Annotated in this window: 20 protein-coding genes and 1 pseudogene; 15 read left to right on the forward strand and 6 right to left on the reverse strand. The window is 51.6% G+C overall.

The genetic code is table 11. From position 1 onward, the window contains the following. Both B3F49_RS06085 and B3F49_RS06090 read left to right on the forward strand, forming a co-directional pair. Nucleotides 1-771, forward strand: a pseudogene (locus B3F49_RS06085) (hypothetical protein); the annotation flags it as partial. Then, a complete protein-coding gene (locus tag B3F49_RS06090) occupies nt 768-2462 on the forward strand; it encodes a hypothetical protein (RefSeq protein ID WP_293909775.1) in 1695 nt (564 codons plus the stop codon). The pseudogene B3F49_RS06085 and the gene B3F49_RS06090, both read left to right, overlap by 4 nt. A gap of 277 nt (nt 2463-2739) precedes the next feature. Here the strand turns inward: B3F49_RS06090 and B3F49_RS06095 are convergent, their stop codons facing one another. From B3F49_RS06095 to B3F49_RS06110, 4 genes are all read right to left on the reverse strand, one after another. Then, nucleotides 2740-4668, reverse strand: a complete 1929-nt coding sequence (locus tag B3F49_RS06095) for a putative bifunctional diguanylate cyclase/phosphodiesterase (protein ID WP_293896788.1) — start codon at nt 4666-4668, stop codon at nt 2740-2742. Between the two features lie 122 nt (nt 4669-4790). After that, nucleotides 4791-6047: a phosphoribosylamine--glycine ligase gene (gene purD, locus B3F49_RS06100; protein ID WP_293896786.1), complete on the reverse strand. Its 1257-nt coding sequence runs from the start codon at nt 6045-6047 to the stop codon at nt 4791-4793. A 50-nt stretch (nt 6048-6097) separates the two neighbouring features. Then, entirely contained in the window at nt 6098-7096 is a 999-nt protein-coding gene (gene dusB / locus B3F49_RS06105; RefSeq protein ID WP_293896784.1) for a tRNA dihydrouridine synthase DusB, read from the reverse strand. Next, nucleotides 7093-7878, reverse strand: a complete 786-nt coding sequence (locus B3F49_RS06110; protein WP_293896782.1) for a TatD family hydrolase — start codon at nt 7876-7878, stop codon at nt 7093-7095. The genes dusB and B3F49_RS06110 overlap by 4 nt, the downstream gene beginning before the upstream one ends. Nucleotides 7879-8065: 187 nt before the next feature. Between B3F49_RS06110 and B3F49_RS06115 the strand changes: the two genes are divergently transcribed. The 12 genes from B3F49_RS06115 (at nt 8066) to B3F49_RS06170 (ending at nt 19528) form a co-directional block, all read left to right on the forward strand. Next, on the forward strand, nt 8066-9160 hold the full coding sequence (locus B3F49_RS06115) for a PSP1 domain-containing protein (protein ID WP_293909778.1): 1095 nt from the start codon (nt 8066-8068) through the stop codon (nt 9158-9160). A gap of 126 nt (nt 9161-9286) precedes the next feature. Further along, entirely contained in the window at nt 9287-9568 is a 282-nt protein-coding gene (gene rpsT / locus B3F49_RS06120) for a 30S ribosomal protein S20 (RefSeq protein WP_293896778.1), read from the forward strand. A gap of 74 nt (nt 9569-9642) precedes the next feature. Beyond that, nucleotides 9643-9963: an HU family DNA-binding protein gene (locus tag B3F49_RS06125; RefSeq protein ID WP_293896776.1), complete on the forward strand. Its 321-nt coding sequence runs from the start codon at nt 9643-9645 to the stop codon at nt 9961-9963. Nucleotides 9964-9995: 32 nt separating this feature from the next. Further along, nucleotides 9996-11660 (forward strand): apolipoprotein N-acyltransferase, encoded by a 1665-nt coding sequence (gene lnt / locus B3F49_RS06130; protein ID WP_293909780.1) that lies wholly within the window; start codon nt 9996-9998, stop codon nt 11658-11660. Then, nucleotides 11657-12922 (forward strand): nicotinamide-nucleotide amidohydrolase family protein, encoded by a 1266-nt coding sequence (locus tag B3F49_RS06135; RefSeq protein WP_293909783.1) that lies wholly within the window; start codon nt 11657-11659, stop codon nt 12920-12922. Before lnt ends, B3F49_RS06135 begins: the two co-directional genes overlap by 4 nt. A gap of 142 nt (nt 12923-13064) precedes the next feature. Continuing rightward, a complete protein-coding gene (gene rho / locus B3F49_RS06140; RefSeq protein WP_293909786.1) occupies nt 13065-14939 on the forward strand; it encodes a transcription termination factor Rho in 1875 nt (624 codons plus the stop codon). 70 nt (nt 14940-15009) lie between these two features. After that, a complete protein-coding gene (rpmE, locus tag B3F49_RS06145; protein ID WP_293896768.1) occupies nt 15010-15213 on the forward strand; it encodes a 50S ribosomal protein L31 in 204 nt (67 codons plus the stop codon). A gap of 177 nt (nt 15214-15390) precedes the next feature. Further along, nucleotides 15391-16560, forward strand: coding sequence for a galactokinase (locus B3F49_RS06150; protein ID WP_293896766.1), 1170 nt, complete (start codon nt 15391-15393; stop codon nt 16558-16560). Beyond that, complete coding sequence (gene surE, locus B3F49_RS06155) at nt 16557-17357, forward strand: 5'/3'-nucleotidase SurE (protein WP_293909789.1); 801 nt, start codon at nt 16557-16559, stop codon at nt 17355-17357. The genes B3F49_RS06150 and surE overlap by 4 nt, the downstream gene beginning before the upstream one ends. Beyond that, nucleotides 17350-17703 (forward strand): hypothetical protein, encoded by a 354-nt coding sequence (locus tag B3F49_RS06160; protein ID WP_293909791.1) that lies wholly within the window; start codon nt 17350-17352, stop codon nt 17701-17703. The genes surE and B3F49_RS06160 overlap by 8 nt, the downstream gene beginning before the upstream one ends. Nucleotides 17704-17762: 59 nt before the next feature. Next, nucleotides 17763-18923, forward strand: a complete 1161-nt coding sequence (locus B3F49_RS06165) for a cysteine desulfurase family protein (RefSeq protein WP_293896760.1) — start codon at nt 17763-17765, stop codon at nt 18921-18923. After that, nucleotides 18920-19528: an iron-sulfur cluster assembly scaffold protein gene (locus B3F49_RS06170; protein ID WP_293909793.1), complete on the forward strand. Its 609-nt coding sequence runs from the start codon at nt 18920-18922 to the stop codon at nt 19526-19528. The genes B3F49_RS06165 and B3F49_RS06170 overlap by 4 nt, the downstream gene beginning before the upstream one ends. Nucleotides 19529-19561: 33 nt before the next feature. Here the strand turns inward: B3F49_RS06170 and B3F49_RS06175 are convergent, their stop codons facing one another. Together B3F49_RS06175 and B3F49_RS06180 are read right to left on the reverse strand one after the other, a co-directional pair. Beyond that, nucleotides 19562-21058 (reverse strand): tagaturonate epimerase family protein, encoded by a 1497-nt coding sequence (locus B3F49_RS06175; protein WP_293909795.1) that lies wholly within the window; start codon nt 21056-21058, stop codon nt 19562-19564. Nucleotides 21059-21071: 13 nt separating this feature from the next. Then, on the reverse strand, nt 21072-22757 hold the full coding sequence (locus B3F49_RS06180) for a nucleoside kinase (protein ID WP_293909797.1): 1686 nt from the start codon (nt 22755-22757) through the stop codon (nt 21072-21074). 135 nt (nt 22758-22892) lie between these two features. Between B3F49_RS06180 and B3F49_RS06185 the strand changes: the two genes are divergently transcribed. Continuing rightward, nucleotides 22893-24404 (forward strand): aldehyde ferredoxin oxidoreductase N-terminal domain-containing protein (locus B3F49_RS06185; RefSeq protein ID WP_293909799.1); only part of this gene is annotated, 1512 nt, incomplete at its 3' end.

The following is a 24404-nucleotide window of genomic DNA, read 5'->3' on the forward strand; positions in this document are numbered from 1 at the left end:
TACATCAGAAACAATGCCAACTCCATCCTTGGATTGGAGCTTGACTACACTCCTGTTCGGGGATTGAACATCTACGCCCAGGCGGCAGTGGATGAGTTCTCACTGCCGGGGGAGGCTGTTCCTAGCGCAACTGCATACAACTTTCCCATCACCTTCGGGTACCTGGCAGGAATAAAGGGTGTGTTTCCCATGAAAAAGAGCGTAGGGTATGGGTCTCTTGAGGCTGCATATACCGATCCGTATCTCTATCTCCGCTACTCCTCGAACTCCGGGCCTTCAGAGGGTAATCATGATGCGTATGGATTGAATTATGTGGGTGTGATCCGAGAATTCACCAATGAAACAGGAACACACTACAATCCACAGTTCCTAGGTTATACGTACGGCAATGATGCCTTCGTAGTGAATGTGAACGGTGGAATGAAGTCGTTCGGAAAATGGAATGTATCAGCGAATGCATTCTATATGGCCCACGGTACGTTTGACATGTTTACGGTGTATAGTGAGGTGGGAGCAGGCAAAGCTCCTATCGTTACCACACCCACCGATGACGGAAATGACAGTATCGGAAACTACAATGACGCTTCTTGGAAAAGCCGCAACGCCGTCTCTCATACCTTGGTGGCCGGTATCAACGGTTCGTATCAGCTCTCCGATTGCCTCTCTGTCTTCGGCCAGGTTGACTACATCACCATCAAGAACTACAAGAACAAGAGCGGTGATAGTGCAAAAGACATCCAGCTGACCTTCGGTGCAACGTACTCACTATGAGAACAGCCTTTTTGAAGCGGATTGTTCTCTGTCTTGGAGTGTTTATTGCCTTTGTTCTTCCCCTTCCTGCGTCTGTAGGGGCGCAGGTAATCCCTCTTGCAAGCTCGGTATATGAAGACATGGATCTGCTTTACCTGCTTGCAGGAAAGGGGACTCCCTCCGGTTCCCGGCCTTGGACCAAAGCTGAGGCCCAAGCAATCTTGGGCAGCGTGCGGAAAGAAAGCCTGCAGGCTGTTGCTCATTCGCTGTATACGTCCATTCAAAAGAAGGTGGAGGCTCCTCTGCGTTGGAACTTCTCCGACGGATTCTCACTTTCCGCTTATGCCGATGTCTCAGTGGAGAACTACATACATTCGAATTCGGAGTTCTCCTCCTACGGAGCTTGGGATTACTCCTATGTCGATAGAAAACCGTTGGTGCGCCTACGCTTGGACATGGCTGTCTCGGATTTCTTCTACACCTATTCCGACTTGCAGTATGGTTACGGCTTGCATACGAAGGACGATACTCTCGATTATCTCGACGCCAATGATAGTGTAGGGGCCCTTATCCCTGCGAATTCAGGTCTCTATTACGTTGACGAGAATACCAAACTGGTGCAATACGAAAAGTGGTATGCGAACAACATCATCACCTCCACTACGCATATTGATTTCCAGACCCCGAAGCGATCGGTCATCTCCTTGGGCTCTGAGCGATGGAATGCCACATTCAGCAGGGATAGAATTTCCTGGGGCAATTCCAAGATCGGGAACTTCATTCTCGATGACCATGTTGATTTTCATGAGTATCTTCGCTTCACAACCTACTCGGAATATTTCAAGTATGAAGCGTTGGTCGTCTTCTTCGATACCTACCATGCATCCACGTCCATACTGAGAATGTTGCTGGCCCATCGGTTGGAGTTCCGTCCTTGGAGCAAAGTCAGTTTTGCAGTCAGTGAAAATGTCATGTACCAAGATGATAAGCTGGACTTGCGGTTTCTCAATCCGTCGTTTATTTTCCACAATCTGAACGAGCGCAATAAATTCAATGCAATCGCCCATATTGAGCTTGCCTATGTGCCGTTTGCAGGCTTCAGGCTGTATGGGCAATTTGCTCTCGACCAAGCAGTTGCACCCAACGAAGGAGACAATCCTGAACTGCCGGCGTGGGGAATGTCTTTGGGTGCGGATTATGCGGCAGCATTTGCCCAAGGGGTGTTGCAGTCGTCTATTGAAGCTTCCATGACGCTGCCGCATATGTACCGTCGCGACATTGTAGATTTCTTGATGGCTCGCAGATATGCAGGATTGAATACCAATGCGTGGAATGCAGTCAAGCTGGATTACATCGGCTCTCCCTACGGTGGCGATGCCCTTGTGCTCCATGCCCGGACGCTCTACAAGGTTGCAGACGAGGGTAGCTTGTCATTGGCTGTGACCGGGGTGCTGAAGGGAGGTGTTGACATGTTTACGGTTCTTGACGACAGCTCCAGTGAGTATGGCACCACGATGTTCAGCGACGATGTGATACATACCTCGTTCATCGCCACGCTTGCAGGAGCGCTGGATGTGGGGTTTAGCACAGCCTGGCAGGTGTATGCACAGGTTTCAGTGTTGGCGAAAGGCTCATATCTGCAGAGTCAGCAAGCTTTTAATCCTCATACATGGGATGTGCAGTTTGTCATGGGGACTACCTTTTCATTCTAGCGAGCATAGTACACTGCTAGAATTAAGGGTGCCCTGATACGGTATTCATTGACGGCAGAGGGTAACTGAGAGTAGGATGGAGATACAGAGAGAATATGTTTTGTGTTTCCTTCTAGGCATTGTTCTTTCTGAGAGAGTTCTGAGACGATTTCTTCAGATCGTTCCCTTTGCGTGGGGGAAGCGAACAGATGGCGGCTGCCTGGGGAGGTGGCCGCCAGTCTTGAGAGGGGGGAATGGTCGGTGATGAGGCTTCGTTGGGGTACGAGGCCTCATTTCTTTAGGCTTGTGGTATGATGAACATGGTTCCCGACAGCCATGACAAGAACTGCTCCTCGGGTACCGGCCTGGAAAAATAATAGCCCTGTACAAATTGGATTCCCACCTGCTTTACCACCTCAAGCTGTTCAGCTGTCTCGACCCCTTCTGCAACCATTCCCTTTTTAAGATGTGTAAGCATGCCCGTAATGAGAGCAAGCAGCTCATATCTGTTGGTTGCGTTCGATACAACGCTCCTGTCAAGCTTGACGATATCGAACGGCTTGCTGACCAGAGTCTCCAAATTGGAGTAACCAGTACCGAAATCATCAAGCAGGAAGCGGATTCCTTTATCGGTGATAGCTTTCCAATTCTTTTCCACAGAATCAGATGGGGTAAGCAATATTGACTCAGTCACCTCGAAGCTGATTTTCCGGGCATCTGCACCGCTGTGCTCAATGACATCCAAAATGCGACGGGAGAAATCGGTGGAATGCAAGTCCTCTGCCGAGATGTTGATGGAAATGTGGGAAATGAGCGCGACCTGCTTTGCATATCTTGTCAACAGGGAACAAACCTTGCGTACCATTATCTCCGTCAATGGTGAGATAAGGCCTGCCATCTCTGCTGCTGGGATGAACTCTCCGGGTGAAATCATGCCCAGCCTTTCATCCTCAATGCGCATCAACGCTTCAGCGGCAACAATACGGTTGTCCTTCGTTGCAATGATCGGTTGGTAGAATACCTTGACCATCGATTCCTGAACCACAGCCCTCCTGAGAACTGAGAGGATATCGAGCTTTCTTTGTCGCAGGGGAACTAATTTTTGGTTGAAGATAATAACCGGGAGCCTGCGTCTTTCCTTGATTTCCGCCATGGTAAAATCCAGTGAATCGACAATTTCCTCAAGGGTATTGGTTTTCAGCGGTGTTTCTACAATGGCGATATTTACATGACAGGTGATATGTGCACCATCGATGACAAAGCCCTCGCTTGTAATGGCCCTGATGGCTTGGACAATTCGAACAACACCGTTATGGCTTTGCCGGCGAAGAATGAGGGCGAACCGATTGCCGAACAACCGATAGGCCGGCCCCTGCGTATTGAATGCACTGAGCTTTGCAGCGAAACGCTGCAAAAAGATATCACCATGGGAATTCCCATAACGGCTGTTGATCAAGCGGAAATTCTCGATGTCCAGCATCAGGATGGTGGTTTTCTGGTGTGTGAGCACCACATGCTTGAGATGTTCAATATATGCTGTGTAATTGGGGATTCTGGTCAATAAATCCAGACTGAGCTCTCGCCTTTGCCATACCAGGTAACTCAGCAGCAGCATGAAGGTACTGCTCAATCCTAAGAGATACGGTTGGCGGAACCATTCAAAGAAGACGAGGGAGAGAAGTAAAAAGAGGGATGAGAAAAGAAAAAGCATGCGGATGTAACTGGGGATTCGGCGCCACCGATAGAACAGGGCAATTACTTGAATGAGAATGAACAACCCGCTTAAGTAGTTCAGATACAGCAAGCCCGAACCCTCAATGTACCGTCCGGCTTCAGAGAAGATAAACAGCCTGTGGAATGCAAGGTCGGAGAAAGTGGCAATCGCTGCAAGACCGAGCATGCCGAACTGCACACGTTCGAGGATGCGAAATCTCTGTTTAGGCAGGAGGCGCCGTTCGATGGCGCGCATCCAGAACAGGATGTACGTGGGGATGGCCAGCATATGAGTGAGGGTTATCCCCATTGAAAACCAAGGAACCAGATACAGGTACCCCCGCATGGAAAGGTGTGTGATGATCGATACCACCAGATAAAACAGATAGGAGAATCCAACCGGGTTGATGGGGTCTTCTCTCGATTGGATGAAACCTTTTTGGGAACGGCGATGCTCGAAGAGGATGCCTGCAACAATAAAAAAGGATACAATCTCAGCTGCAATCAACTCCATGGTGTCCTCAACTTCACGTACCGCAATTCTATCCTCAACTATGACAAACTTGCAAACAAAAACAGCCCTGCATCAGGAATATGCCGGGCTGAATAGAACTGTTGCAAACCTGTATATGTGATTCAGTTCTCGAAGAACCTATCTCCGATATCCTTACGGTACCAAGCCCCTTCAAAATTCACGTGCTTGACACCTTTATAAGCGTTTTTGTTTGCATTCATGATATTGTATCCAACACCGACAACCGTTACGCAACGTCCACCGGTGGTGACAAGTTTTCCGTCCTTCTCCTGTACTCCGCCAAAGTAGTAGCGGGGTGCTCCCTCAAAGGTGTTGAGCATCAAGGAAGCAGGCATAGGATCGAGGACTTTGCCGATGATTGGTTTTCCAGGATATCCCTCCGAGGCTACAACCAAGGCGACAGCGGACTTGGTTGATACTTCCAAGGAGATGGATGAAAGGGTGTCGTGCTTCATTGCATTGAGAATGTCGACGATATCGGTCTTGATCAGAGGAACAAAGGCTTGGGCTGCCGGATCATTGAAACGAACGTGGTAATCGACCAGGATCGGACCGCGATTGGTGATGATGACACTAATCGTCAGTACACCCTTGTAGGCCATCCGCTCGGCTTTCAGGCCGAACAAAGTGGGTTCGATGATGGTGTCGACCAACGCCTGGCTCACCTCTTCCTGAAGGGGGACCGGGCAAATCGAACCCATGCCGCCGGTGGGAAGGCCTCCCTCCTCGGACTTCATGTAGTCGCTGCAGGTCGGCAGGGAAAGATATCCCTTGTTGTCCAAAAAGAGGGTGACAGTGATGGGAAGTCCTTTCAGGTGTTCTTCCAAAATAATCGGGCTGGTAGCCAGAATGCTTTTTGAGAACTCCATCAAGGAGTTGTAGTCTGAGGAATCAATCATGACGCGGCTGGGAGCAATGGCATTGCTCTTGACGACAAAACGCTCGCCTTCGTGACGCTTGAGGTATTCGGAAAGTGTGTGTTCATCGTCGAACAGAACGTGGGTGGGAGTGGGAATGTTGTGCCTGTCGGTGAACATGCGGCTGAAGTTTCGATCGCCTTCAAGCTTCAGCGCCCTGTTTGGAGCACCGAATGTATCGATCCCTCTCTCGTTGAGATAGTCGATGACTCCGGTGAACAAAGGCGCCTCGGTACCGACGAACACAAAGTCAATATCGTTGGTTGTGCAGGCCTCGTGAACCTGCTTGGGGTCTGAAGGATCGATGGCAAGATTGGTGGCGATGGACTCTGTCCCCACATTGCCCGGAGCAACGAATAACCCGTTGATCAGACGGCTTTGTGAGAACCACCATGCAATGGCATGGTCCTTGGCTCCTGAACCTAACACTAATACTCTCATTGCACTTCCTCAATCTCAGATTACTCTAATAAACGTACCATTTTACGGCTTCATAGGTCAACAAGTGGGCTGAGAGCCTCTGTGTAATGTTCACGCTTGACAGCCTGTACAACGGCTTGTTTTACAGTCGACGTATTGGGAACTCCCTTGAGATAGGAACAGGTATGCTTGCGCATCAAGGTGCACGCTGTCTTTTCTCCGTACGTCTCGATCATTATGTCCAAATGTCGGAGTATTGCTTGTACGCGCATCGCCTTGGTTATTTCTTTCATCGGCCTGCCTTCAAGGTGTGCCTTTGCCTGGGAGAAGATAAAGGGATTGCCGATGGCTCCGCGGGCAAACATGACGCCATCCACTCCCGTCTGCAGCAACATCCGTTTTGCATCCTCGGCTGCGAAGAGATCGCCTGAACCGAACACCGGAACCTGGTATGCATGGCTGGTGCAGTAGTGCTTGAGCTCGGTCAGCTTGGTCCAGTCGGCAAAGGGTGCATACCCTTGGCTGCGGGTACGGGCGTGCAGGGTGAGTGCGGATGCACCCCCGTCCAGTGCGGCTTGGGCGAATGCAAGGAAGTTTTCACTCTGGGCATCCCAGCCGGTACGGAACTTGACCGAAACGGGAATATCGACTTCATCGGTTATGGTTCGTACCACCTCGGTGATCAAGGAAGGTGTTTTCATCATGGCCGATCCTGCGCCGGTCTTGGTAACCTTGGGAACCGGACAGCCGCAATTGATGTCGATGACCTCTGGCTTGAAGGGCATCAGTTGCTCGAGCGCCTGTTTCAGCGAATCCGTATTGCTCATGAAAAGCTGGATGGCATACTGCTTTTCATTCGGGGCGCGGTGCATCAATTCCAAGGTTTTCTCTCCCTCACGGGAAAGTCCTTCAGCGCTTACCATCTCGGTGAAGGTGAAATTTGCCCCCTCCTCAATGCAGAGGGTCCTGAATGGAATATCCGTATATCCGGCCAACGGTGCAAGAAAGAGATTCCCCTCAATCTTGACATTTCCTATGTTGACCGGGTGAAATAATTGCTGTTCGTTCATACGTCCTTTGGAAGGGAAAATGCCTTCAGGCTGTTAGCATAAAGGCTTTCAGAAAGCTCTTCAAGGGAGGTCTGCCTGAGAGAGGCAAGGACTTTGGCTGTTTCAACCAGATAGTGGATCTTGTTCCGTTCTCCCTTGTAGGGGTATGGCGTCATGAACGGCGCCTCGCTCTCTATGACAATTCTGTCACCAGGAAGCTTCATTGCAACCTCTTGCAGGCTTCTGCTGTTCTTGAATGTCAGGTTTCCTGCGAAAGAGAACATCAAGTTGAGCGAGAGAGCTTGTTTGGCAAACGTCCAATCCTCGCCGAAACAATGGAGGATTCCACCCTTTGGAGGGAGTTTTTCAGCAAGGATGGGCAACAGGTCCTCGGCTGCATTGCGATTGTGGATGATGACCGGAAGATTGAGCTGACGGGCAATTTCCAGATGTTTGAGGAGCAGCTCGATCTGCAGTGTCTTGTCACCGCCGAACATATGATAGTAGTCCAGACCGGTCTCTCCGATGGCGACGATGCGTTTCTTTTGCTGGGCATGGGTGATTACCCGTTCCTCCCAGTCCTTGCCTGGATTGGTGACCTCGGTGGGGGAGACTCCCACCGCATGATAGACAGAATCAGAACTCTCAAGGTTTGCATAGGTGCGCTCAAAATCAGACAGACTATTGCAGATGCTCACAACGTGCTTGACCGACTTGACTTTCGCAAGTTGGACTGCAAGCAATTGCTCCATCTTGTCATCCTGCAACAATCCTATATGGGCGTGCGTATCAAACAGTTGCATACCGACTCCTTGAGATGCATTCTCAACATAAGGGGAGATGTGACTAGACTATACCATGCCCAAATCCAGCCGTCAATGTTGTAACTCGTATACAGTAAATCACTTAGATCTCTTGATATACAGTTTGACAATTTCTTGTCCACGTGGTAGCTTTACAACGTTAGAGCCCTTTTGGCAAAGGATTTGCATGAAAAAAGAACGAATGCGTGCCCCCGAAGGTCAAAGTCAGCGAACCAGACCTTCAAGAGGTTATATATATTTGGTAAAGAACCCTTCATCCAACGAGACCTGCATCTGTGCCTGGGATTCAGTATTGTACCCCGGCACTTCGGTAGTGGCGCCTACCCGGTATGGGTTGGATTTGGGAGTGATCATGACGAGTGCGGACAGGTTGGGCAAGGAGTATACTCCCGGTTGCGACCAGTGCCGGGGTGCCTGCCTGCATGGTGAGTGCATGCCCAAGGATGAGAGTGAAGCTGAAAGTGCAGAACCTGCAGAGGAAATGGAGATCTTGTTCAGTTCTGAGCCTGACGAAGATCCCTGTGACTCCTGCGCAGGCTGCAATCCTCAGCCGGACCCTCAGGAAGTGGACCTGACAGGAGAAATCCTGTGGATCGACCGCCTGGCGACGCCCTCTGACCTGGACCGATATCAGGAGCTGATGGAAAAAGAGGATGAGGCAATGCGGATCTGTCGTGAGAAGATTGCCTATCACAAACTGGACATGAAGTTGGTGACCGCCCACTTTTTGCTCGGGGAGCCGAAAATCATTTTCTTTTTTACTGCAGATGTCCGGGTGGACTTCAGGGAGCTGGTCAAGGATTTGGTTTCTGTGTTCCGTATTCGTATCGAATTGCGCCAAATCGGGGTGCGCGATGAAAGTCGGGTGCTCGGCGGTCTGGCTGTGTGCGGAAGGGATTTCTGTTGCCATAGCGTAACGGATAAACTCAATCCGGTTTCGATCAAAATGGCCAAGGAACAGAATTTGTCACTCAATTCAATGAAAATTTCCGGTCCTTGCGGCAGGCTTCTTTGCTGTCTCTCCTACGAATTCGACTTCTATGTGGAGGAAAAACGCAAGTATCCTCCAGAAGGAAGTAAATTGAAAGTTGGGTTCGAGTTGATGAAAGTATCAGAAGTCAACATACTTTCAAAAAGGATCCAGCTCAGTGGCAGTGAGGGCCGGATGCTGACAATCCCTCATTCAGCGGTATTTTTCAACGAGGAAGCCAGTCGTTGGGAGATAACCAAGGAGTATACAGATGAATTTTTGTCAAACTGAAGTAAAGCATTGTATTGACCGATTTTATAGACTGTGATATGTTTTTACACCGTCGGCCCTGTGTTGCCGACTTCATATTTCATACAAATAACTACGTATTCAAGGTAATATGTTTGGAGGTATTACGTGATTAACAGGTCTGCTGAGAAAAGAGAGCGACAGAACAGCGTCAGGAGAATGAGGAATCGTGCAGCCAAGAGCACTATGCGCACTGCAATCAAAAAGTTTGAAGCCGCTGTGGCCTCCGATGACAAGGATACTGCTGCTTCTGCCCTGGCCTTGAGTCTCAAACTGCTTGATACAACTGCAAGCAAGGGAATTATCCATCAGAACACCGCCAGCCGCAAGAAATCCAGATTGCAGGCCAAGTACAACAAGTTTAACAACCAGGCTGCCGCCCAGGCATAACCGTCTCATGAAATCAGGTCGATTGTGGAATCGGCTTATGTTCTTTTGCAAATATTGTGAGTTAAGGAGTTACTATGGCAGGACCAAAATTGACAAAAGCAGCCATTATTGAGAGTCTCTATGAGAAGCATGGACTGAATAGAGCCGATATCCATAAGATTATCGATGAGTTCTTCGAAGAAGTGAAAGAAGGCTTGAAGAACGATCAAGTCATCGAGCTCCGTGGATTTGGAACCTTTGAAGTTCGTACCCGCAAAGGCAGAGAGAAAGCTCGCAACCCCAAGACTGGTGCCATAGTTGCCGTCGAGACACACGGGGTCGCAATTTTCCGTCCTGGCAAAGAACTCAAGGATTATGTATGGGAATTGCGTGACAACAAGCCGGAGAACGACTGAGTTTCACGTGTTTTGCAATAGGAGAACATCTCTTGGTTGATTTGCATCCCAGACGGAACCTCGGAACGGTATGTTCTGAGGTTTTTGTGTTATTGGCAGCGGCGTTTCTTTACTCATTGGCCTTTCCCGGCCTCATATCGGTCAACGGGTTCGGTTTTATTGGGTTCTTCGCCTTGATTCCTGTGTTTGCGGTGATTCGCAACACAAGCTGGAAACTTACGCCTGTGTATGGGTTCTTGTATGGCTTCATGTTCTATCTCTTCTTCAATTACTGGCTGAAGACCTTCCATCCCCTCGCCATCCTGATCGTTCCCATCATCAAGGGCGGTGAGATGGCTGTCTTGTTTCCTGCATTGAAGGCTGCCCAGAAGCTGTTCAAGAAGTATGGCTATATCGTGGAAGGCATCATTTGGGTAGCCTACTCATACATCAGCCAGGATTGGTTTGCAGGCTACCCCTACGGGACCCTTGGTAGTGCAGCTTACCAATACCTTCCCTTCATCCAGATTGCCGAGTTCACCGGTGTCTGGGGTGTCACGTTCATGATGGTTCTCCCTCAAACCTTTTTGGCATTCATCCTGTTCGAGAAGTATCGCAATCGGTTGGATGGTTTCGCTTCGTATCTGAAGCAGCATCTGGTTTTTTTGATTGGCTATGCAGTTGTTCTGATTGCAATCCTTGTCTATGGTTTTGCCAGCATCTCCTATTGGAGATCCCAGGAGCCTGAAAAGACCTGGAGGGTTGCAACCATCCAACACAGCGCCGATACCTGGAAGGGCGGGTACACAACCTATAAGAACAACTTCAACAATCTGCGTCGCATGAGCCTTGAGGCCCTGCAGGCCGATCCCGACATCATCCTGTGGTCTGAGACCGCATTCGTCCCTTCGGTTGCATGGCATGAGAATTACCCCTCCGACCCTGCGACCTCGGCCTTGGTCGAGGAGTTCGTCGCCTTCGGCAAATCCCTGCCCGTGCCTCTGGTGACCGGCAACCCCGAGGGCGTCATCGACGACCCTTCCCAGCCCGCCCTGCTTGCAGACGGCAGTTGGAACCGCAAGGATTACAACACGGTCATTTTCTTTGAGGATGGCAAGATCAAGAATACCTATCGAAAACAACACCTTGTTCCGTTCACCGAACACTTCCCCTATGAGAAACAGCTGCCATTGCTCTACAACCTGTTGTTGGCCAATGACTACAACTGGTGGGAAAAGGGGTATGAAAGCGTGGTGTTCGAAACCGAGGAAGGGATAAAATTCTCCACCCCGATCTGCTTCGAGGACGTCTTCGGCTATCTGAATGCCGGTTTTGTGGCAAATGGGGCCGATGTCATCGTCAACATGACCAACGATGGCTGGTCGAAGGCCGTCTCGGCCGAGATGCAGCATCTTGGCCTTGCTGTGTTCCGTTCCATCGAGAATCGACGCACCACCGTTCGTGGTACGAACAGCGGCATGACGTGCGTCATCGATGTAACCGGAAAAATCATCGACCCAATGGAGCCCTTCAAGGTAGGTTGGCATATCTATGATGTTCCGGTATTCACCGGTGAAAGTCATGGTCTCACCTTCTACACCCGGCATATCGACTGGTTCGCCTTTTTGGCCATCTACCTGTCGTTCTTGTTGCTTGGCTTGGGAGCCCTGTATCACCTCATACACTTCATACGAGAGAGAAGGCAGAACAGAACATGACCTATATCAGTGCAGCACTCTTTATCATCGGGACTGAGTTGACCCGCGGTGTCATTGCGGACAAACACTGCCAGGTCCTTGCCAGCCAGCTGACACAGCTCGGCTACCGGGTCGACCGCATGGTCCTGGTTCCCGACGATGGAACCATCGAGGAAGTGCTCAAGGAGTGCATCGACACCTGTGACATTGTCATTCTCACCGGCGGGCTCGGCCCCACCAGCGACGATCTTACGCGCAGCATTGTCGCCCACATGGCACAGGTGCCCTTGGTACGTGACCAAGCAACCTTTGATGCATTGTATGCACGCATCGGTGAGAGGATTTGGGGGGCCAACGAACAGCAGACCATGATTCCCCAGGGGTTCACCGCCATACCCAATCCGCATGGAACGGCAGCCGGCTTCAGGGGTATCATCCCTGATGGCGAGCGCGAGATTGTCTGTATTGCCATGCCCGGGCCTCCCAGGGAGATGGATCCCATGTTTTTCGACCAGGTATTGCCCTACCTGGCCCAGCTGATCGGACATGATGACTTTTCACGTACTGAATACTCCACCTTCCTGATTCCTGAAGCAAAACTGGAGGAATTGTGCAGACAGGTTACCTTCAACGGCCTTCAGTGGGGCACCCGGTTTCAGGACCTCAAAATCAGCCTGTATCTGGTGGGAGGCGATGAGGAGGAGCGTCTTGAGATGGCCAAACGCCTCCAGGCCTTGGTCGGGCCGTCATTGTTGGTGGACGGCGATGTCATGCCCGCCCAGCTCTTGACGGATTTGCTTGTAGCCAGGGGTGAGACGATCAGCTGTGCTGAAAGTTGTACATCGGGGTTTGTCGCAAAGTTGCTCACCGACCAGAGTGGAAGCTCAGCCTGGTTCTATGGTGGGGCGGTCACGTACGCAAATGAGGCGAAAATCGCCATGCTCGGGGTGCGTAGCGAAACATTGCAGGCTCATGGGGCCGTCAGTGAGGCCTGTGTGTTGGAGATGGCACAGGGTATGCTCAACCGTTCACATACTGACTGGGCGTTGTCTGTCAGCGGCATAGCCGGCCCCGATGGCGGCAGCAACGAGAAACCGGTCGGAACCGTATGGTTTGGTTTTGCCTCCAAACATCGCTCGAGTGCAGCAGTGAAGGTGCAACTCACTTCCTATGGTCGTGATTCTATCAGAAGAAAGGCCTCCGTGGTTGCCTTGATTCTTGCAAGTCAGTACATCAAAGGAGCTTGCTTGCTTGACACTGTGAAGAAGTGGCAATATATTTAGAGTACCAATCGCGGGAAGTTATCCGTATATATCGTTAATTATAATCCCGCATATTCTTACATCCTGTATCACAGTTTAGGAGTTGGGTTGTCGATGTACCTTTTGGGTACGTATAAATCCTTGTTCCGTTGGAGTTTATCCTATGTCTTCCGAAGAATTAGTGCAAACTGAAGCAGCGTTGTCTGTACCTTCCGAGCCCGAAAAGGGCAAGAAACCGGTACGACGTATCACCCGTAAAAAAAGCCCTGTGGCTGCAAAAGCATCAGAATATGCTGCTGATCAGAGTGCCGAACAACAAGAAGAAACGAGTGAGTCACCGGAGCAGAAAAATCGAAGGGGCAGACCCAAGAAGGCCGGCGTCAAGCTGAAGGATGACAATCCTCAGGTGCAGGACGACCAGCAACCCCAGCTCGACTTTGACGTTGTACAGACGAAACAGCCGGTGAATGAGGAAGCTTCATCTATAGTGCAGCAACCCCAGGTTGAAGTCCAGCAAGAGGCTCAGCCGTCCCAGAAACCGAGCCAGAGTGAGCAGAAGCCTCAAAACCAGAACCAGAATCAATACCGAAAGAATCCTCAATACAACAAAAGCAGTAACCGCAACCAGCAAAGCCGCCATCCCAAGAGCTCTTTCCAAAAGAGCCAGAGCTTCGGCCCCAACCGTCCCATGCGCCAGAATCAAAATGAAGAACCTTCTTTTGACTTGAATATCGAGGAACACCCCGAGGCGCCGGTCCTCCAGCTTGAACACTATACCAATATGTCCATTGATGAACTGCGCAAAGTAGGCATCGAGAAGGGATTGAATCCGGATACCATTCTCGATTTGCGCAAGCAGGAGATTGTTGCCGAGATTCTTAGGATTCACAGTTCCAGCGGTGGGGTGATCGTGGGTACCGGTACCCTTGAGATTCTTCCCGACGGATTCGGTTTCCTTCGTTCCCCCGCCAACAGCTACCTCTCAGGACAGGAGGACGTATATGTCTCTCCCGCCCAGATCAAGAGCCTGTATTTGAAAACCGGTGATGTAGTGTATGGACAGGTGCGCACCCCGCGTGAGAATGAACGCTTCTTTGCAATTCTCAAGATTCTCAAAGTCAACGGCGATGAGCCGATTGTGGCAAAAATGCGTGTTCCTTTTGATAGTCTTACTCCGCTTTTCCCTGATCAGAGATTGAAACTGGAGACAGCTGAAGAGGATATGTCGGTTCGCATCATCGATATGTTCTGTCCCATCGGTAAAGGCCAGCGCTCCTTGATCGTCGCCCCCCCGAGAACAGGCAAGACTGTCCTGCTTCAGAAAATCGCCAACTCCATCAGTACCAATCATCCGGAAGTCGTTCTGATGGTCCTTTTGGTTGATGAGCGGCCTGAAGAAGTGACCGATATGCGGCGTCACGTCAACGGTGAGGTTATCGCCTCCACCTTCGACGAGCAGGCAAGCCGCCACGTCCAGGTTGCCGAGATGGTCATAGAGAAAGCCAAGCGGCTTGTTGAGCACAAGAAGGATGTCGTGATTCTGCTCGACTCCATCACCCGTCTCGCCCGTGCATACAACCAGACGGTACCTGCGAGTGGAAAAATCCTCAGCGGTGGTGTCGACTCCAATGCCCTGCACAAACCCAAGCGCTTCTTTGGTGCAGCTCGAAACATCGAGTTCGGCGGGAGCCTTACCATTATTGCAACCGGTTTGATCGAAACCGGCTCAAGGATGGACGAAGTCATTTTCGAGGAGTTCAAGGGTACCGGCAACAATGAGATCATTCTCGACCGCCGGCTTGCCGACAAGCGGCTCTGGCCTGCCATCAACATCAAGAAAAGCGGAACCAGGCGTGAAGACCTTTTGCTGCCTCCTGATGAGGCTGCCAGAATCTGGCTCACCCGCAATGCAGTCAATGATATGGACGACCAGGAGATGACTCCGTTCCTCATTGACAAAATACGGAAGACAAAGGATAATGAGGCGTTCTTACGCTCTATTAACACCGGGATTCCTACGAACTCCGCAGGCTATTAGGACCAAGAAAATGTGACACCAGTCTGCTGCGTACAGCCAGCAGATTATATATTCCTGGAGGAATTTGAACATGAAAGACGGAATTCACCCCCGCTACGAATTGACTGAGATTCGTTGCTCCTGCGGCAACGTGATCAAGACAAAGACGACTTCCAAGAGCTTGGAGCTGGAAATTTGCTCTGCTTGCCACCCCTTCTTCACCGGTACCCAGAAAATGGTTGACACCGCTGGACGCATCGAACGTTTCAAGAAGCGCTACGGTTTGGAAAAATAAGCATGTACCAGAAAGCCACCAGCAATGGTGGCTTTTTTAAGGTATTAGCAACACAATTCGTGCATCTATCGAAGGGATTGAGAAATGCTGAGTCGGCAGGTTATACTAAAATAGGTTTTTTTGTTGCATTATGCTGACAAGTATCCTAAAATTGACGCATAAAAATTAGGTTGGGGCATGGATAACGTCATCAAGCAACATAACAAAGAGTACGGAGAGACTCCTCTCGTAATAGCTCAAGTGCCGGGTACTTGTACCCTGCTGGGTAGCTATGCGGATGCATGCAAGGGGTGGTCGCTCGTCGGTACCGATGCCTCGACACTGTTTGTATCGGTCTCACTTCGTGACGACCAGCTGGTGAGACTTACCAATGCAACCCTCAATGACCGAAAACGCTTCTCCTTGGGTACCATAAAGTACCGCAAGGAGGATCGGTGGGGCAACTATCTGAAGGGTGTCGTCGCAGTTCTTGGCAATGAGGGGGTCTCCTTTACCGGCTTGAACATCACCGTGGAAGGAAGCCTATTGTACAGTGACAACCAAATGGTCAGTACCGCTTGCTCATTGGGAACCGTCATCGCCCTGGATGCCTTGCTAGGCCTGAATCTCGGAATGACATCCATGATCAGAATCGCCTACCAAGCCTGTACCGCTTTCAATAATGAAGCTTGCAAGATCAGCGATCTCTTGACGATGCTCAACGGAAAGCCTTCCAAGGTGCTCTTCTACGACTTGCAGCATGTAACGTATAAGGAAATTCCCTTTCCCTTTACCGAGGAGAATGACGAGTATGTCGCCATCGTGGTGGACAGCAAGATTTCTCCGAACGCGATGCGTGAGGAAATCAACAGTAAAAGACGCGCCATCGAGCGTGCCTTCGCCAAGCTCAAGGAACTGAAGAGCGGTGGTTTCTTGCGGGACTTTCCTGAAAGCGAGCTCTCTGCACGCATCGTTCCCCTTGACGAGGAAGCCCGCCATATCTGCGAATATGTACTGATGGAGTCTCATCTGGCAAATGATGCAGCCTCCCTGTTGACCTCCAAGGACGCCCCCCAGTACGGCAAGCTGATGAACCGGGTTCAGGCGGGATTGAGAGACCTGCTCGAGGTTACCTGTCCTGAGGTCGACTGGCTTACCAAACGTGCTTCAGAACTCAATGGATGCCTCGGATCGGTCCAGATATCCAATGGTTTTTCCGGCAACATCATGGTCCTCTTGAGTAAACAGGCACTTCCAAGCTATATTAGCCGTCTGGAGGACTACGAGCATATCTTTGGTTTTCATCCCCGTTGGTATATCTATGGCGGGCATGAAGCTGCAAAAGTTGTGCTGCCTGAGCATAGATGAAAATACTGCTGACAAATGATGATGGGTATCAGAGTGAAGGACTGGCTGCGCTGTCCGACGCTTTGGTGCAGGCAGGACACGATGTCTGGATATGTGCACCCTCAACGGAGCGCAGTGCCAGCAGCCATTCCATGACGCTTCGCGGTGAGATTGTCATCACCGAGTATGCAGAGAACCGATATCACTGCAGCGGGACCCCCGCCGATTGCATCCTCTACGCCTCCAAAGGCAGGATTTTCCCCATGACACCCGACTTGGTGATCAGCGGCATCAATCATGGCTACAATATTTCCACCGACATTCTCTATTCCGGGACAGTGGGGGCTGCACGCGAAGCAGCCTTGACAGGGCTGCGTTCGATGGCCGTCAGTTGCAGTAGGAGCAAGGACGGCTCATTCCCCTTCACCCGAACCGCCGCCTTTGTGGTGGAACACCTACAGCAGTTCCATCCGCTTACCAGCAGCGAGTGCATCATCAATATCAATGTTCCCGGTAACGGGAACGGCAAGTGGAAGAGCGGCGTGCTCAGCTACCTGGAATACCATGATGCGGTTGAGACCAAGCGTGAACAGGAGCATCGGTATTTTGACTCTGCATCCGTTCGCTTCGGAACTTCGGTGGTGCTCTCCCTCAAGGGGGGAGTGGAGCCGATACAACGGTGCGACACCCAATTTACGGACTTTCAGGCTGTACGCGATGGATATATCAGCGTAACCGCCCTTTCCATTCTTCCTCCGGTGCACCAGAAGGTGCAACTGGTCCTCGATGAGATGAGCCGGGAGGTCGATTGTGGGTAAGTGTTGGGAGGAGAAATGCACCAAGTGCGGGCTCTGTTGCCATGAGAAGGCTGTATACGGCCGCAACCTTGTCATAGACCTGGATTCTTGGTGTGAATTTTTCGACCCGGCGACCAAGCAGTGCAAGGTATATGCCCAGCGGTTTGTCCGTTGCACCCGCTGTCGGAAGATGACCCGGCTCAAGGCGATGTTCGCTTCCTACCTGCCCGAAAGCTGCGGCTATGTGGCGTGGGCCCGAAAGAATCATCTGCGATTTGCCAAGCGGCGCTTCATCCGCTTCATTCATAGCAAGACTTGCCCCTCCGAAGACTCCGACGAACCTCTGTACAATACATTTCACGCGTGAAATGGGTGCACATTGACCCTTTGGGTCATGCTTCACTATGTTGTATATGAGGTTTTATTATGGAACAGCACATGATCTATTTGGATAATAATGCGACTACTGCGATGCATGAAGATGTCATCGAAGCAGTACATCAGGCAAATATGCTTTACGGGAATGCTTCCAGCATGCACATGGCAGGACGTCAGGCAGCTCTAGCCATCGAACAGAGCAGGCAATCGCTTGCTTCCCTCATCGATGCCGAGCCTTCCTGGATCGTCTTCACCAGCGGGGCAAGCGAAGCAAACAATACCGTATTCAATATCTTTAAGGAGCGCATCGACATCGGTTCGAAGCGCAATCGAATGGTAACCACCACCATCGAGCACCCATCGATCATCGAGACGGTCAAATACCTGAAACAACACGGCTACAAAGTTGATGAATGTCCGGTCGACCATACGGGAATGGTGAACATGGATGCCATGAAGAGCCTTCTTGGCGAGGATGTCGCCTTGGTTTCGGTGATGCTGGGGAACAATGAGATCGGGACCATCCAACCGGTTGCGGAAATTGCCGGGCTCGCCCACCAAGTTGGAGCATATGTACATACCGATGCCACGCAGGCCATCGGGAAAATACCTGTTTCGATGCGGGAACTGGGAGTCGATTACCTCAGCCTCTCCTCCCATAAATTCTATGGACCCAAAGGTGTGGGTGCATTGGCCGTCAAGGCCAAGGCTCCCTATACGCCTTTGGTGCATGGCGGACACCAGGAAGGTGGAAAGCGGGCGGGGACGTATAACACCCCGTCCATCGTCGGCATGGGAGTGGCTGCCTCCATCGCCCAGCGTGATCAGAAAGAAGAGCAGGAGAAGCTCTGGAAGCTCAGGGAGATGCTGAGACTCGGGATTCTGCAGCGTATCAGCAACGTGGTGGTCAACGGGAATCAGGAACACTGCCTGCCCGGCACCCTTGACGTCTCCTTCCCTCATGCAGAAGGGGAGTCCATCCTGCTCTATCTCGATATGGAAGGAATTATGGTTTCCACCGGGAGTGCGTGTGCAAGCGGGTCGCTTGAACCCAGTTATGTACTTTTGGCCTCCGGGGTGGATATCGAGCTTGCCCACGGCTCCATCCGGTTCAGTTTCGGCCGTTATAACACCGAACAGGACGTTGCCTATGTCCTGGAGAAGCTGCCGCCGATTATCAAGCGTTTAAGGGAGATGTCAACACGATGACCAATTTTATGAGCCAATGGGTCTACACCCCGGTGGTGAAGGACCATTTTATGAATCCCAGGAATACCCTCAGGGAGGACGAGCAGTTTGATGCTGATGGTATCGGGAATGTCGGATCGCTGGCGTGCGGGGACCAGATGGAAGTCTTGATCAAGGTCAAGGATGACAAGATTGCAGACCTCAGATGGCTCACCTATGGCTGTGCCTCTGCCATTGCAAGTACCTCCATGATGAGTGAAATGGCCATCGGCCTCACCCTTGAGCAAGCCTACCACCTCACTCCTACCGCGATCACCGAAGCCTTGGGAGGGTTGCCGGAACACAAGTTCCACTGCTCGGTGCTTGGTGATAAAGCCTTGCGTGCCGCCATTGATGATTATCTGGCAAAACAGGGGAGGGAGAACCCCTTCAAGAAGCATGTAGCCAAGACCATCTGTGAATGCAAGAATGTCACTGATGTCCAGATAGAGGACCTGGTGAAAACCAAGCAGGCAAAGACCCTGGAGCAACTGCAGGAAATCACCGAGTATGGTACGGTCTGCGGGAAATGCAAGCAGGCGGTGAGCGAACTCTTCGACGAGTACAAGCACATCTACAACGTGTAAGGAGATGAGGCGGCCGAAAGGCCGCCTCACCTGTCATTGCTTGGAGAATCCCAACAAGGAAAGATGCTTGCCTATATGTTTGGCCAGCAGCGACTGATATTCCTGTTCCTCCCGTGCAAGCAAATTGAACAGCTCATCACCGAGCAGGCTGCCACCCTGCTCGTTTGTGTCCTTTAGCAGGTAGCCGTAGGTGATATGGAGAAGCTGACGTGCATTGTCATCCTCCAGATAGCGCCAAAGCTCGCTGTCTTGCACCTCCTCTAAAGCATTGATGCGGTCGAGCTTGGTGGTTACATGGTAGAATTTTTTTGCATCGGCAAACCGCTTCAGGGCATGGGCGTGCATCCTGCGGTACAGGCCGGGGTCCTTCAAGGCGACCAGCCTGACCGCCTCGAGCCAGTTTGTCCCGGCGGTCTTGACATGGAAGCTCCCCTTGATGGTCTTCGCCAGTATGGGGAAAATGCTGAACTTGTCACTGCCGGAGTGGATGCTCAGCCGGTAGCCGAAGTGGTTGGCGATGGCTGCATGCTGGGCAAGGTCTGCGCCAAACTCTTCCAAGTCCCCGATATAGTCGATTCCTTTCTGGAACTCTCCGATGAAACGGGGTGCCAGGGTGGAGACAGCGACCTGCCTTCTCTTCAGCTCCAAGGCGATGAACAAGTGGCTTTTGGGATTGGTCGGGGTGTCGGTCTCGTCGATGGAGATCTCGAAATCAATCGGCTTGGATGAGGTGCGGATATAGTTCTCATAGACCATCTGAATGAAATCCAAGGCCTTGTGATAGGTCAGTACGTCCTGCATCAGATGCATGCGGTCGAGTTTGATCACCTCTTCTCCTATGGTGAACAACTGCTCCTGATACAGCTTCTCGAACCGTTCCCGTATCTCATGGTCCAGCTGTTGATAACGTCCGAGAAGTGCCTCTTCGTCCAAGGATTGGATCAAGTTGTCTATTTGTTCGGAGGAGTCGAGGGTGATCATCGTAGCACCTTGGGAAAGTGATTTCTCAATATCCTCACACCTCTTCAGGTGATCGCCGTCGGCACCGTAACCGGTCGTATAGCCCTCTTGGAAAACTGCGTAGGCGGCGGCATCGATGACATCATCAAAGCTGCGGCCGGTGAAGTTGAGCTCCCTGATCGACTGCTGAGCGAAGAAGGGGAACACATTCGTGCCCTGCAAGGCTTGGATATGACCGGCTGTCGCTTGGCCGAGCCGGTCGCCCAAGCCCAGCGACGGCCGCTTGGTTGTATTGGCCACCGGGGCGGTGTACGGCAGGTATTTGTTCAGGACAAGGCGGTTTGCATGGTCGGCAGGACAAATCTTGATCATTTGTCCAGCTTCGCCTGCCAACTCATCGAAGACCGGCCCACTGCCATGAGCGACTATGTATTTGGTTGTATCACAGCGGATCATTGCAATGATGCACTCACCGAGGCTGGTAACCGACTTTTCATACAGCTTGACCGGCTTTCCCAGTCTCGTCTCCAACGCGTGGGTATCAATCTGTCTGGAATCGTAGAGTTCCATACATGCTCCTTCGTCAAATGACGTCAAACTCGCTGCCGCCGATGAACTCCCTGAGCAGGGAGTCCGGTGGCACTAACGTATCGGGGATGGGATTTACATGCTCCAGGAACCTGAGCAGCCTGCGAGCCGTCTCATAGGCTGCACCTGCCGAAGGCTTGACCATTTTCAGCAATGGTTGGGCATAGGTGGTCAACACCCCCAACTCATAATCGAGGGCACTGTTGATCAGTACATCTGCATTGTTCTGATACGGGAAAATGTAGCGGTCTTCGCCTCGCTGCACCGACGGCCACATGTTGAGGGTGGTCTCAGCATTCGTCCCCCGGGTGCGGTTGTCCCTGATCAGGCGTCGAATGATTCGATTGTCGGTTGTACTGATTCGATTGTGGTCGTCGAGGTTCAGCTGGGTAAGGGCTGAGATGTATACCCTGAAGAGCAAATCGCTCTCAAGTGACGCAGTGAGTTGGGGATTCATCCCATGGATGCCTTCAATGATCAGGATTGTCCGCTTGTCCATCTGTACCGGTTCTGCTTCATAACTGCGGGTTGTGGTTTTGAAATCGAACTTGCACAGATGTACCGCCTCGCCTCTGAACAGGCTTGCAATGTCCGCTTGGAATTTTGCAACATCGAGGGCCTCGAGAGCCTCCAGGTCGGGCTTGTTGAATTCGTCCTTAGGGGCCTGGCTGGGTGGAAGATAGTAACTGTCCAGTGAAATCTTTATGGTTTTTTTACCCAATACCTGCAACTGGATTCCCAGCTTGTGGGCAAAGGTGGTTTTTCCAGAAGAGGAAGGACCTGCTATAAGAACCGCTTTGACACTGCTGTGCAGATTGATCTGGTCGGCAATGTTGGCAATTTTCTTTTGCTGCAGGGCTTCCGCCAGCCTGATGAACGATTCCACGGTGTTCTGGTTGCCCATCTGGTTCAGCTGGCCCAGCGACTGGACGCCCAAAATGCTCCCCCACGCCTTGTACTCCTTGAAGACCGAGAAGAGCAGTGGGTTGTCTACAAACGGATCAAGGGCCTTGATGTTGTGCGACCTGGGATAGCGCAGCAGCATGCCGCGCTCCTGATACGGCTTGAGTTCCCAGACCCTCATCAACCCCGTCTTGCTGAGCAGGGGTTCATAGGAGATGTCCAGGTACCCGCTGAGGCGGTAGAGGTTCACCTTCGGCTCATTGCGGGTCGAAAGGAGCGCTGCAGTCTGGTCGAAATGATTCTGCTCGAAATAGGTGAGGGCGTTCTCATACGTCAGTGTGATCTCCTCGATGTCCAGATTCTGCTCAACCAATGTACGCATCGCCTGTTCGATGGCAAGGATGTCGTTTCGGCTGAGTGTCAACTCGTCATCGAAGCTGAAATAGTAGCCGTCACCCAGTGAATGCCCGATCACCAGGCGGCGTGCCGGATAGAGCATGGAAACAGCGGCACACAAAAGATAGCAAATCGAGTGGCGGTAGATACGCTTGCCCATATCACCGAACAAGCGAACCGGTTCCACCGTGCAGTCGGCAACCAAAGACCGGGAACAGGAGTGCAACTCGTGGTTGACCAGCGCTCCTACAAAGGGATTGTCTTCGTAGACCGGATGCCTGCAGGTTTCCTTGACTTGGGCTTTGAGCAATACATCCTCAACGGTAGAGCCGATCGGCAAGGAGAGGGTTTGGCCATGGATCGTCACTTGAATCTGTTTCATGGGTAAATAATACAGGCTTGAGATACCAGCGGCAAGGGGAAAGCAATTTTTGTAAATTCATGCTATACTTGTCACTCCAGTAAAAACACCCGGATTTTGATTGACAGCAACGTGTGAGGTAGGTACCCTTTGTATATGAAAAAGAAGCGTACATTGGCGTTCCCGTATCGGCAACGCTCGGTATTGCATATAGATATCGCATCGGAATCATGTGAAGTTATTCCGTTGTCTGAAGCTGATGCCAAGGCATACCTTGGGGGAAGATTGCTTGCCCTTCAGCTATGGAAACGATTTGCAGTCGTTGCAGAACTAGGGGATAAATACTATGAGAGCGGCAATCCGGTTGTCTTTGCACCCGGAGCGGCTGCCGACCTGTCCATGCCCTGTCCAACCTCCTGCACCATTGTCACGAAAAGTCCCCTGACAGGAAAAATTGCCGTCGCAAGTGCTTCTTCTCCGCTTGCGGGTGCAATCGCGGGTGCCGGCTATTGTGCACTGGTCATCACCGGTCGTGCTCGCAGACTCATGAGCTTCAGGATCCATGATGGAGGGGTGAGCTTTGCTGCAGCCGAGGAATTCCACAACCTGACCACCGTTGAGGTTGCCAAGCGGGCTGCCTCCAAGCATGTGGTCTGTATCGGTCCGGCAGGCGAGCACCAGGTTGCCCATGCCTCTCTTGTCGTAGACAACCAGAACATTCGATGCGGCGGCGCTGCCTTGGTGTTCGGTTTGAAGAACATCAAGTTTTTTTCTCTCGATACGACCACAGCGGGAAGGGAGTCCTATGATCCTCATCGGTTCGGACTGCTGGTCCAATCCTCGCTGAAGGCGATGAGCAAGAGACGAATCTGCCGAACGGTAGCAAAACAAGGGTCTTTGGCACTCCTTGCAAAGGCGAACCATCATGGTTGGGCCGCCATTGACAACTATTCGATGCGCATCGATGGCCGGCTGTGGGGACTCTGCCCGCGCTCGGCTGAAAAAGAGGGGCGTCCCGAGGTTCTCTCTGGTCCTGTCTGTGAGGAGAAGTCCTCGATGGACCTGCAAAGCGCCATGGCCTTGGGATCGAATCTCGAGCTTTTTGACAGTCGCAGTGTGCAGCAGCTGGCTACCCGCTGTCTGGAGAACGGACTCGATCCGATAAGCGCCGGAGCGGTTCTCTCGTGGGCGAGAAAGAGCCGCATGGATGGTCTTTTGGGTTTCTTGCCCGATATGCAACGTTCATCGGCAATGCTCTATCTCAGGCTTCTGGATGCAATGGCGTATCAGCGGGGGACCGGCGAACAGCTTGGAAGGAGCATGGAGGAACTGGTCACCATCCATGGCGGAGCCGAACATGCTTTCATGGTCGACAACCTGCCGCTTCCTCCTTTCGATTATCGTGCACTTCCCGTACAGGCTTTGCTTGCATCGCTTGGCGATGAGCGATTGGTACTTGGTGAGCTGCTTTGGGGAAACCGGTATCGCAGGGGAAATGAACGGGCCCTTGCCTCTTGGGCTCTCTATGTCCAGCAAGTATCCTCCGCCTTGGAATGTGTCGGGCTCTCTCCCTTGATGCTGCTGCCCACGTTTGCACATCCAATTTTCCACTTTCCCTACTGGAAGTTCAGGCACAAGAATTTCTCAACCTTGGCTGCTTTTGCTTCG

The sequence above is a fragment of the Sphaerochaeta sp. UBA5836 genome, from assembly GCF_002432845.1.
Lineage (GTDB): Bacteria > Spirochaetota > Spirochaetia > Sphaerochaetales > Sphaerochaetaceae > Sphaerochaeta.